This is a genomic window from Tissierella pigra, assembly GCF_018917845.1.
GTDB lineage: Bacteria > Bacillota > Clostridia > Tissierellales > Tissierellaceae > Tissierella > Tissierella pigra.
Genome location: NZ_JAHLPJ010000001.1, coordinates 3,505,399 through 3,518,036, shown reverse-complemented (window position 1 = coordinate 3,518,036; position 12,638 = coordinate 3,505,399). Strand labels below are relative to the sequence as shown.

Sequence of the window (12,638 nt, the reverse complement as noted above, 5' to 3'; positions counted from 1 at the left end):
ATATGCAAACGTCTTTTGTAATACAGCAGGTTATAGTATTAGCCTTACTTATGGCAGTAGGATACATAGCAACAAAGAAAGATATAATAAATGAAAATATATCTAAGGGTATGACTCAAATACTTACAGCAATAGCCTTACCAGCACTTATAATTTCATCCTTTAATATGAGCTATTCAAAGGATACATTGAGGGGAGTATTATTAATATTTGGATATTCTATAGGAGTACACATTATCACCGTATTAATATCCAAGATTCTTTTTATAAAATATCCTAAAGAGAAAAAAGCTGTTTTAATATTTGGGACAGTATTTCCTAACTCTGGATTTATGGGACTTCCATTGATATTGGAATTATTTGGACAAGAAGCGGTGCTTTATGCCTCTGTATTTATGATACCTTATCATACCATATTGTGGACCTATGGAGAAAGAATGCTTTCAAAGGAAAAAACACAATCTCCATTTAAAGTATTAGTGAAAACTCCAGCACTGATTGCAGTATTTCTAGGTACAATAATGTTCATACTAAAAATAGAGATGCCTTATGTAGTTAGTAAGCCTCTTACAATGTTAGCAGCACTTACCTCACCATTATCAATGTTAATATTAGGTGAAAAAATGACTAAGCTAAAATTAAAAGAAATAATTGGAGATAAGGATATATATTATGGTTGTTTTATTAAATTAATTATAGCACCGATTACTGCATTATTGCTTCTTAAGGCCATAAATGCCCCGCAACTTCTTACAAGTATAATAGTTACAATGCAGTCCCTACCAACAGCAATACTACTTGTAGTCTTAACTCAAAAGCATGATTGTGAAATAGAATTTGCTTTAAAATTCAATATAATGAGCCATATATTATCTATATTGACTATACCAATAATTTCAGTACTACTATAAAAAGATTAATAGATGATTATCTAAATTAGAAATGGGTGATTAATATGCTTATAACAGTAAAAGATGTGCTAGAATTAGACGGATTTAAACATTCTAGAATAATTGCTGGTAAAAATGGATTATCTAATGTTGTAGATAATGCGACTTTAATGGAGGTTCCAGATATATTTCCTTATGTAGATACTCGTAGTCTGCTGATTACCACTTTATATCCAATATACAACAATGAAACTGCCACTAATGAACTTATTCCAAAATCAGCAGAGCTAAATTTAGCTGGAATATGTATAAAACCTATTAGATATATAAAAGAAATACCACCAACCATGATAAAGCAAGCTAATGATTTGGATTTTCCCATTATAGAGTTACCTCCAGATGCTAATTTATCTAAGCTGGTAACAGAAATCCTTGAATTGTCCCTAAATAAACATATAAATATACTAAATTTTAGAAATCGTGTTCATGAAAGTCTAATGAAACTTTTTCTAAAGGGAGAAGATATAGATTCATTAGTAAATAATTTATCTGAAATAGTAAAGCTTCCAGTTCTCTTATTAGATAATGATTTAAATATTACATATATGTCTAAAGATCTAAATGAACAGGAAGTTTCTATAGTATCATCTCCTAATAATCATGGAAACAATAAATTTAAAATTAAAGTAGAAGCTATAGAGTATGAAGAAGAATCTTATATAAAACACTATATAAATGCGGGAAAGACTAGATTTGGATACATCGTACTGCTAAAAGGAGAAGTTAATAATCAGAGTTTAGTAGTGGCTGTTGAACAGGCTTCTCTATTAATAGCTTCTGTGTTTTATAAGAATTATGCTGTATTAGAAAAGGAGAAAAGCTTTCAAGATGCGTTTATTAGAGATATATTACAGGGAAAGATAGATTCTCCCATAGATACTATCAATAAAGCTAAAACCTTTGGATGGAATATGGAATTTCCAGAGGTAATAATGATTGCAAAATTATTAATGGAAGATGATAAAAAGAAGAAACTATTGTATGAATATATTTTAGACTCCAAATATATAGAAAAGATTCTTGAGGAAAAATTATTAATAAATAGCAATAAAATTAAAACTGTGTACATAGATGATTCCATTGTAATTTTTATCAATGTTATATTTATGAATAATATTAAAGAGAACTGTATAGAAGTGGGAAAATTAATTGTCGAAAGGCTAAGAGATAAAGTTAAAGTAGGGATAGGAATATCCAATACAGCAAAGGATATGGACAGTTTTGCCTTAGCTTATAAAGAAGCTCAAAGCAGTTTAATTACAGGCTCTATTTTAAATCAAAATTCCTTCATAAGTCATTATAGTGATTATGAAATGTTTAATATTATAAAAGAAGTAAAGGATACAGAGATTCTAAATAGATATGTAAACAATAAGCTAGGGAAAATAATAGAATATGATAAGATAAATGATATGAGGTTAATGGAGACTTTAAAAGTTTTAATAGAAGAAAATTTCAATGTTAAGAAATCAGCAGAGAGTTTGTTTATACACTACAATACTTTAAGATATAGAATAGATAGGATAAAAGAATTAGACATAAATATAAATAATGGATTTGAAATTGGAGAGTTAGTATTAGCATATAATATTTATTTATGGCTTGCATCAAATCAAAGATAATTATATATATATAATAATGGAAATAGTAATAAAACGAGTATCATTGTCAATAGTTGACAATGATACTCGTTTTTTTTGGCTAGATATAATGATGACTATAAAAAATGTATATGATATGCTTTTGTCAAGAGAAAATTTAAAATATTTTTAATTACAAATAAATTATTAAATTTTAACCAATGAAGGAACACTAATCAATATAAATAAGGAGGAGAAAGCAATGATGGATGTAAAAGTATATAAAATTCCAATGGCAGGCCCAGATGATGTAGTTGGTTTGAAAGGATTAATAGAAGCAGGTGAGATTGTACCTGAAGAAATTGTAGCTGTTTTAGGTAAAACAGAAGGTAATGGTTGTGTAAATGATTTTACAAGAGGATTTTGTACAGCTTCTTTCAGAAGCTTTTTAGCTGGAGAGTTAGGAAAAACTGAAAAAGAAGTAGAAGAAAAAGTTGCTTTTGTAATGTCTGGTGGAACTGAAGGAGTAATGACTCCTCATGCTACTATTTTTACTAAAAAAGAAGTAGAAGAAGTGAAAACAGAAGAAAAATCTTTAGCTGTAAGTGTAGGTTTTACTAGAGATTTTTTACCTGAAGAAATGGGTACTTTAACCATGGTTAAAGAAGTAAAGAGAGTAGTTTTAGAGCTTATGAAATCAGCAGGAATTGAAGAAAAAGAAGATGTACATTTTGTACAGATAAAATGCCCTTTATTGACTTCTGATAGGATTATAGAAGCAAAATCAAGAGGAAAGTCTGTTGTTGTGGAAGACACTTACAAATCAATGGGATATACAAGAGGAGCTTCTGCTTTAGGAGTGGCTGTTGCTTTAGATGAAGTGGAAGAATCAAAAGTTACAGAAGAGACTATATTAAAAGATTGGTCTTTATATTCAAAGGTGGCTTCAACTTCTGCAGGTGTAGAGTTAATGAATTGTGAAATCATATTGATGGGTAATTCTAAAAGATCTATTAGTAAATATAGAATAGGTCATAGTGTTATGAAGGATGCCATAGATCTAGAAGGCGTTATTGAAGCTATGATTGATAGCGGATTAAACATAGATAAATTACCAACTGAAGAAGATAAGAAAAGAATAGTGAATATACTTGCCAAGGCAGAAGCTTCTCCAGATGGATATGTAAGAAATAGAAGAAATACCATGTTAACAGATTCAGATATAAATCATACTCGTCATGCTAGGGCAGTAGTGAATGGTGTTATAGCTTCAATTGTAGGAGACCCTATGGTTTATGTATCAGGTGGTGCAGAACATCAAGGCCCAGCTGGTGGAGGTCCTATAGCTGTTATTATTGAAAAATAATATAAGAGTTGAGGTGGTCAAATGAACTATATCTTGAAAAATGGATATTTACCTTTTATTAATGCAATACAAGATGTATATATTAAAGACGGATTAGTTGAAAAGATAGGAAGAGATATTAAACCTATAGACTTAGATACCAAAATGATAGATTTAGAAAATAGGCTAGTTATAAATGGATTTGTAGATGGTCATATGCACCTTGACAAAGCTTTAATAGGAGAAAAAGTAATAAATAAAAGTGGTACCTTATATGAAGCAATTGAAATTATGAGTAAATATAAACATAGTATGACCAAAGAAGATGTAAAAGAAAGGTCTAAGAAGATCTTAGATCTTTCTTTTAGAAATGGAACTAGGTTCCTTAGAACCCATATAGATGTAGACCATAAAATTCAACTAAAATCAATTGAAGCTTTATTAGAATTAAAAGAAGAATATAAAGAATTGATAGATATTCAGATAGTGGCTTTTCCTCAAGATGGGATAATAAAAAATAGTAAGTCTTATTTTTATCTAGAAGAAGCTTTGAAGATGGGAGCTGATATAGTTGGTGGAATACCAGCAATAGAAGAAGATCCAATAAAGCATATGAATATGATATTTGATTTAGCAATGAAATATGACGTAGATATTGATATGCATATGGACGAGACTGATGATGCTAGTTCTTTAATAATAAATGATTTGGCAAAGTTGACTATAGCTAATGGATATATTGGTAGAGTAACAGCAGGTCATTGTTGTAGTCTAGCGGCAAATGAAGAGGAAGTTATATTACCTATTGTTGAGCTAATTAAAAAAGCAGAGATAAATATAATTTCATTACCTTCTACTAACCTATATCTACAAGGAAGAGGAGATAAAATAAATATTAGAAGAGGTATAGCACCAGTTAAATATTTGCTAGATCATGATATACCTGTAGCAATTGGATCTGATAATATTAGAGACCCCTTTAATCCTTTTGGAAATGGAAACTTATTAGAAGAAATATTAATAGCTGCCCATGGATGTCATATGGGTGGAGAAAAAGACCTAAATAAATTATTTGATATGGTGTCTATTATTCCTGGGGAAGCTTTAAAATTCCAGTATAATATCAAAGAAGGAAATAAAGCAAACTTCATAGTTATAGATGCTAAAACTAAAGCAGATTCAATAATTAGACAAGCTAATATATATGGATATTTTAAAAACAATGTTTTCGAAACTAATTTAATAAATAATTAATAAGGAGGGGACTAGGCATGAGTTTGTTAATAAATATAATACCATTAGTCGTAATACTGGCACTTTTATTTAAAAAGCAGCATATGCTTTTTGCAGGACTGGTGGGAGGAATTCTAGCCGTTTTAATAGGTGGATTAGAAATGTCAAAGGCAACTCAAATGTTTGTTGATGGTATAACCAATATGTTGGGCATTACAGTTCCAATAATTTATGCTGCCTCAGCTGCAATGGTTTCAAAGGCTGGAAGTATAGAGTCATTGGTAGAATTAGCTAGAAGAAGTTTAAAAGGAAAAATAGGCATACTAGCAGGAATTATAGTTTTAATACAAGGTTTTGCAACATATATGGCAGGAATGGGTGCAGGAAATACCATGGTTACTGCACCATTAGCAGCAGCTGCTGTAGGAGCAATTCCTGAGGTTATTGTGGCAATGGCAATTGTTTCAGCAGTGGGATTTACCACATCCCCAGCTTCTACAGAAACAGTATTAGCAGCAGAAAGTGCTGGAAGAGATGTAATAGCCCATGCAGCGGCTATGAGACCATATACTATAGCTTTCTATTTACTAGCTGCTGGACTAGCTATTTACGGTGTTTATAAAAGAGGTGTTCTAACAAAAGACAACGGAAAAGAAGAAGATAAAGATGATGGCAAAAGCAATGGTACATTACTAAAACAATCTATACCAGCCATCGCATTATTAGTTATGGTAGTAGGTGGCAGTAAGCTAAATTCATTAATTGGAATAAACTTGTTTTCACCTGCAACAGCTGTTATTTTTACAAGTATTTTAACAGTACTCTTAACTCCTCTTACTATAGATGAGACTTGTGAATCCCTAATTGATGGTTCAAGATTTATTTTGACTACTTTATTTGCAGTAGGAATGTTTTTATCCTTTATAAATATGATTGGAGAATTGGGAACCTTCGAGCAAATAGCAGCCTTAGCAAGTAATGTTCCAGAAGCAATAATACTACCTGTGGCAATGATTATAGCATTTTTAATAGCTATTCCTTCTGGAGCATTTGCAGCCGGAGTTCTAACATTGATACTTCCTACCTTATCAGCATTAGGATTACCTTCAGAAGCTATGGGTTTTGTAGCTATAGCAACAGGACTTGGAACTCAAGTAAGCCCGGTTCAGATAAATGTTGCAGCATTAGCAAAAGGTTTCGAAATAGACATAATAGACGTTATAAAGGGAAACCTAAAATATATATTGGGAGCTTTAACTCTTCTGATTATCATTGCAGTTATAGTAATATAAAAAAACTATATGAAAGGGATATAGCATCACTATATCCCTTTCATAAAATAGAGGTGATATTATGGAAAATAAAAAAACGGAAATGGATATTGTTTATGGTATTGAGGATAAGCCAGAGTTATCAAAAGCCATACCTTTAGCATTCCAACATATATTAGCTATGTTTGCTGCCAATATTACTGTACCTCTTTTATTATCAACGTTATTAGATTTACCTCCAAGTGAAACAACATTTTTAATACAATGTGCTTTATTTATGGCTGGAGTAGCGACCTTTATTCAGATAATGAAATATAAAGGGATAGGCTCAGGGCTTCCTATAGTAATGGGAACTAGTAATGCTTTTATATCTACAGTTCTAATTATAGCTAAAGATTTTGGAATAGGTGGAGTTTTAGGTGCAAGCTTCATCGGAGGATTATTTGAAATACTTTTAGGGAAAAATCTCCTAAGATTAAAGAAAATATTCACACCTTTAGTAGCAGGTATAGTAGTACTAACAATAGGAGTAACACTTATACCTGTTGGTATAAAACAAGCAGCAGGTGGAAGTACCAATATGGGGGATCTAAAAAGCTTACTAATTTCAACAACAGTTTTGGTTATAATAATTTTATTTAATCAGAGCAAGAATAAGTTCTTAAAATCCTCATCAATATTAGTAGGATTAGTATCTGGATATTTAATATCTTATTTTCTAGGAATGATAGATGTAACACCAGTTATGGAATCAAGTTGGGTTTCACTACCTAAGCCTTTTGCATATACATGGTCATTTAAACCAACTGCTATTATAGCAATGCTTTTCATGTACGTTGCCACAGCAATAGAAACCATAGGAGATATATCTGCCCTTACTATTGGAGCAGAAGGTAGAGAAGCCACTGACGAAGAAATGAGTGGTGGAGTAATTGCCGATGGATTAGGAAGTAGTATAGCTGCTTTATTTAATGGATTTCCCAATACTTCCTATACTCAGAATATAGGAGTAGTTAATTTGACAGGTGTATTTAGTAGGCATGTGGTAAAAATAGGAGGAATTATTTTAATAGTTCTATCTATATTTCCTAAGTTTGGTTCCTTAATAGCTATAATGCCAGAACCAGTATTAGGAGGGGCAGCCATTGCCATGTTTTCTATGGTGGCTGTATCTGGTTTATCTTTATTGAGAAATATAACAATGAATAGTAGAAATATGCTTATAATAGCAATATCTTTGGGACTTGGTATAGGACTAAATATAGTACCAGAAGCAACTCAAAATTTGCCTAGAGATATACAACTTTTCTTGACATCTGGAGTAGTTCCAGCAGGATTAGTATCAATAATCTTAGATCTATGTCTACCAAATAATGATTAAGGATTAACTAGGAGGAAGGGACGATTTATGGAGAAAGATGAATATGAAATTATAAGTTTTAGTGCTTATGCCTATGATAAACATTTCATTGAGTTTTTTAATGAAAATAAGAATTTAAAGGAAGTAGGCAAAATCCACAGCATCTACTCTAGAACTATAAATTTTTTAGATAATAAAGACAATATGTATACCATAGGATCTAAAAATATAGATAATAGTCCCTTCACTTTGAGAATAGATAATAGAAATATAAGTTTTGAAGATTTGGATTTAGAAGAAGGAAATAGATTATTTAAAATAGACAACAGCCTCATTATAGGGGATAAAGTAAGAATAGATTTGGAGTCTAATTGTATATTGTGGAATCCTAATGTAGAAAAGAAAAGAGATTTAAATAGAAACCTAATAATGGAGAATATAGGATATTTCAATGATTTTATTTTAAAAAAGGGTTCAAATGGTGGATGTAGATATTTTTATTTAGAAAATTTTTTAAAAGTAAAAGCTTATACCCCTGGATTAATTGAAAAAGAATTATCAAGGAGAATAGAAGTATTTTTAGATGCTTTAGAGGATGGAAATATAGATGAAGTTAAGATTAACTCCTTAATCGGATTTGGAATTGGATTAACACCTTCTGGAGATGATTTTCTAACAGGTTTTTTATCTGTACTAAATATAATCTCAACAGATTATTCCAATAAAATAAAGAGAAAATTAATAAATTTAATTGATATAGATAAAATCGCAACTACAGATGTAAGTAAACAAATGCTTTCAATTACTTTAAGAGGCGAATCTAGAGAATATATTTTAAGTTTTATAAATGGATTCCTAGATGAAGATAAAAAACAGTTCCTTTTATTTTTGGAGAGATTACTGAATATTGGGTCTTCTTCAGGGACTGACTTAGCTGTTGGAGTAGTTACTGCATTTATTTTATTAACAAACAATTTCAATATGGAGGAATAAGAACTATGAAAAATACAATAATTAGAAAAAATGCTTATTATGACTCTGTTACTTTGATGTCTTTATCCAGTAAAATACTAGATGTAAATGGAGTAGAAGAAGCAGTAGTATCTATGGCAACAGAAATGAATAAAGAATTGCTACAAAATGTTGGACTAGCTACAAAGGAGTCAGATGATGCTGGAAATAACGATTTAATAATTGCTATAAAAGCAGAGAATGAAAATAGCTATGACGAGGCTTTAAGATTAGTAGAAGAACTTTTAAGTCCAAAAAATAAGAAGAAGAATAAAGGAGAGCTAGAAAGTCCTAAGACAATTGATTCAGCACTAGAGCAAATGGAAGATGCTAATTTAGCAGTAATTTCAGTACCGGGACGATATGCAGCTAGGGAAGCAAAAAAGGCTTTAGAAAAAGGTCTTCATGTAATGATGTTTAGTGACAATGTAACTCTAGAAGAAGAAAAAGAGTTAAAGGAAATAGGTAGGGAAAAAGGACTTTTAGTAATGGGACCTGATTGTGGTACTGCTAGTATAAACAATGTTGGATTATGTTTTGCCAATGAAGTAAGAAAAGGAAATATAGGGATAGTTGGAGCTTCAGGTACAGGACTTCAAGAGGTTATGGTCCAAATTCATAGACTTGGAGGAGGAGTATCTCAAGGCATAGGAACGGGAGGAAGAGACCTTAAAGAAGAAATTGGTGGAATCATGATGATAGAAGGACTAAAGGCATTAAGTAGAGATAATGATACTGAAGTAATAGTATTGATTTCCAAGCCACCAGCAAAATCTGTAGAAAAGAAAATACTGGAGGAAATAAAGAACGTAGATAAACCAGTAGTTATATGTTTTATAGATGGAGATAAAGAAGATGAAAAGGATTCAAAGGCTATATTTGTTTATAGACTTTATGAAGCAGCAAAGAAAGCTGTAGAGTTATCAGGTGGATGTAGAGAGGAAATTGAAAAAGAGAATAATTCATCTATAGATACTAAAGAGTTAAAGAAGTTATTAAAGCCAGAACAAAGATATTTTAGAGGATTATTCTGTGGAGGTACACTATGTGCTGAAGCACTGTCTATTTTAAGAGGAAGTTTTGAATCTGTTAAAAGCAATGTAGCAAAAAATGAAAATGAAAAACTTGAGAACATAAATGATTATCGTGGGAATGTACTATTAGATTTAGGAGAAGACGAATTTACTGTAGGAAAACCTCATCCCATGATAGAGCCCACTTTAAGATTTGATAGAATAATAAAAGAAGCAGAGGATGAAGAAGTAGGGATTATATTAATGGATTTTGAACTAGGATATGGGTCTCATGAAGATCCTGTAGGAGTTACTATAAAATCTATTAAAGAGGCAAAAAACATTGCTAATTCCCATGGAAGAAATTTAATATTTGTAGCTTATATTTGTGGTACAGATATTGATAAACAAAATTATGAAGATCAAAGAAAAATGTTGGAGCATGAAGGCGTACTAATTGCAGAAAGTAATATTGAAGCGGCCAATATAGTAATAGAAATATTATCATAATAGGAGGGTTTGACATGAGTGGTATTAATAATCTGTTTTCACAGGAATTAAAGATATTAAACATAGGGACAAGTAAATTTAAAGATGATCTAGAGTTCCAGGGGCAAGATGTATTGCAATTAGATTGGGTACCTGCTGCTGGTGGGGATATAGAATTATTAAATATAATTGATGAATTGTCTAGTAGGGAAGATATAAAAGAAGCTAATAAAAAGGCAGTGGATAGAATGATGAATTCTCATCCTATGCTCATAGATATAGATAAGGCAATAAATGTAATCCCGGGGATGAAGGAAAATATGATACTCCATTCAGGACCACCTATAGAGTGGGAAAGAATGGCTGGACCAATGAAAGGTGCTATAATAGGAGCTTTAATTTATGAAGGCAGAGCTAAAAATGAAGAAGAAGCAACAAAGATAGCATCATCAGGGGAAATTGAGTTTTCACCTTGTAATGAACACTGTACTGTAGGACCTATGGCAGGTATAGTATCTCCTTCTATGCCAGTACATGTAGTATATAATAAGACCTATGGAAATTATGGTTATTGTACAATTAATGAGGGACTAGGAAAGGTTCTAAGGTATGGTGCATTTAATGATGAGGTTATAGAAAGACTTAAATGGATAGAAGAAGAGTTTGCTCCTACTATGAAAAAGGCTTTAAAGAGTATTGATGGGGGAATAGATATAAAGTCTATAATTTCTCAAGCAGTTCATATGGGGGATGAATGTCATAATAGGAATAAGGCTGCTACTAGTTTATTCTTTAGGGAAATAACTTCTTATATTATAGATACTGATGTAGATATAGACATAAAAAAGAGAGTATTAAATTTCATAAAGATGAATGAACATTATTTTCTAAACTTGTCTATGCCATCTTGTAAGGTTGCAACAGATGCAGCCCATGGAGTAGAAAATTCTACTGTAGTAACTACAATGGCTAGAAATGGTGTAGATTTTGGCATAAGAGTAAGCAGCCTTGGCGAAGACCAATGGTTTACTGCTCCTGCAAATATGATAAAGGGATTGATGTTCCCAGGATTTAAAGAGGAAGACGCTAATCCAGACATAGGAGACAGTGCTATTACAGAAACCATGGGTATAGGAGGATTTGCCATGGGTGGGTCTCCAGCTATAGTGCAGTTTGTAGGAGGAACTGTAGAAGATGCTATTGGATATAGTGAAAAAATGTATGAAATAACTGTAGGTGAAAATACCAATTATTCTATTCCAACTTTAGATTTCCGTGGTTCTGCCATAGGAATAGACATAGTTAAAGTAATTGAAAAAGGTATTTTACCTATAATCAATACTGGAATGGCACATAAGGTTGCAGGAATAGGACAAGTTGGTGCAGGTTTAGTAAGTCCGCCAATGGAATGTTTTAAGAAAGCAATTCTTGAGTTTAATAAAGATAACTAGGAGGTAAATATGAGCAGAATATTAATTGCTTTAGGAGGAAATGCTTTAGGAGATACTCCAAAGGAACAATTTGAACTAGTAAAGGAAACAGCAAGACCAATAGTAGACCTTATAGAGAAAGGGCATGAAGTAATAATTGCTCATGGAAATGGTCCCCAAGTAGGTATGATTAACCTAGCTATGGAAGAAATATCTATGCCTTTTCCAGAATGTATTGCAATGAGTCAGGGATATATTGGATACCATCTCCAAAATAGAATATATGAAGAGTTAAATAGAAGAAATATAAATAAAAATGTGGTAACCATAGTAACTCAAGTTGTAGTAGATGAAAATGATGAAGCTTTACAGAATCCTACAAAGCCTATAGGAAGATTTTATTCTAAAGAGGAAGCAGAAGAATTAGTAATAGCAAAAGGATATAAAATAATAGAGGATTCTGGAAGAGGATATAGAAGAGTAGTGGCTTCACCAAAACCTACAGATATTGTTGAAAAAGAATGTATAAAAACTTTAGTTAAGGATGGACATATAGTAATAACAGTTGGCGGCGGCGGAATTCCAGTAGTTAAAAAAGACTTTGGATATGAAGGAGTTAATGGTGTAATAGATAAAGATTTTGCTAGTGGAAAGATTGCAGAATTAATTGATGCAGACTATTTATTCGTCCTAACAGCCGTAGATAGAATAGCCATTAACTTTGGAAAGGAAAACCAAATCAATTTAGATAAGATGTCTATAGAAGAGGCTTATAGATATATAGAAAAAGGACAATTTGCACCAGGAAGTATGCTTCCAAAAGTAATAGCTGCAGTAAATTTTGCTAAATCAAGAAAAGGAAGACAAGCAATAATAGCTTCATTAGAAAAAGCAAAAGAAGCATTGGTTGGAGAAAGCGGAACAATAATATATAATAGTTAGAGTAATAATAGGAT

General features: G+C 31.6%; 10 protein-coding genes. All 10 read left to right on the top strand.

The genetic code is table 11. From position 1 onward, the window contains the following. Positions 1 to 2: 2 nt before the first annotated feature. The 10 genes from KQI41_RS17040 to arcC all read left to right on the top strand — a co-directional run bounded on the left by KQI41_RS17040 (position 3) and on the right by arcC (position 12,624). A complete protein-coding gene (locus KQI41_RS17040; RefSeq protein ID WP_216585797.1) occupies positions 3 to 911 on the top strand; it encodes an AEC family transporter in 909 nt (302 codons plus the stop codon). Positions 912 to 955: 44 nt separating this feature from the next. After that, on the top strand, positions 956 to 2,572 hold the full coding sequence (locus KQI41_RS17035; protein WP_216585796.1) for a PucR family transcriptional regulator: 1,617 nt from the start codon (positions 956 to 958) through the stop codon (positions 2,570 to 2,572). 220 nt (positions 2,573 to 2,792) lie between these two features. Next, positions 2,793 to 3,896 carry a cyanuric acid amidohydrolase gene (gene atzD, locus KQI41_RS17030; protein WP_216585795.1) on the top strand — a complete coding sequence of 368 codons (1,104 nt, stop codon included), beginning with the start codon at positions 2,793 to 2,795 and terminating at the stop codon, positions 3,894 to 3,896. Between the two features lie 21 nt (positions 3,897 to 3,917). Then, positions 3,918 to 5,129 (top strand): amidohydrolase family protein, encoded by a 1,212-nt coding sequence (locus KQI41_RS17025; protein WP_216585794.1) that lies wholly within the window; start codon positions 3,918 to 3,920, stop codon positions 5,127 to 5,129. A gap of 17 nt (positions 5,130 to 5,146) precedes the next feature. After that, a complete protein-coding gene (locus KQI41_RS17020; protein WP_154440624.1) occupies positions 5,147 to 6,400 on the top strand; it encodes a hypothetical protein in 1,254 nt (417 codons plus the stop codon). A gap of 61 nt (positions 6,401 to 6,461) precedes the next feature. After that, complete coding sequence (locus KQI41_RS17015) at positions 6,462 to 7,760, top strand: uracil-xanthine permease family protein (RefSeq protein ID WP_154440626.1); 1,299 nt, start codon at positions 6,462 to 6,464, stop codon at positions 7,758 to 7,760. 27 nt (positions 7,761 to 7,787) lie between these two features. Continuing rightward, a complete protein-coding gene (locus tag KQI41_RS17010; protein WP_216585793.1) occupies positions 7,788 to 8,732 on the top strand; it encodes an oxamate carbamoyltransferase subunit AllH family protein in 945 nt (314 codons plus the stop codon). A 5-nt stretch (positions 8,733 to 8,737) separates the two neighbouring features. After that, entirely contained in the window at positions 8,738 to 10,273 is a 1,536-nt protein-coding gene (gene fdrA / locus KQI41_RS17005; RefSeq protein ID WP_216585792.1) for an acyl-CoA synthetase FdrA, read from the top strand. Positions 10,274 to 10,287: 14 nt separating this feature from the next. Next, positions 10,288 to 11,703, top strand: a complete 1,416-nt coding sequence (locus tag KQI41_RS17000; protein ID WP_216585791.1) for a YlbE family protein — start codon at positions 10,288 to 10,290, stop codon at positions 11,701 to 11,703. A 9-nt stretch (positions 11,704 to 11,712) separates the two neighbouring features. Beyond that, positions 11,713 to 12,624 carry a carbamate kinase gene (arcC, locus tag KQI41_RS16995; protein ID WP_216585790.1) on the top strand — a complete coding sequence of 304 codons (912 nt, stop codon included), beginning with the start codon at positions 11,713 to 11,715 and terminating at the stop codon, positions 12,622 to 12,624. The last annotated feature ends 14 nt before the right edge of the window (positions 12,625 to 12,638 follow it).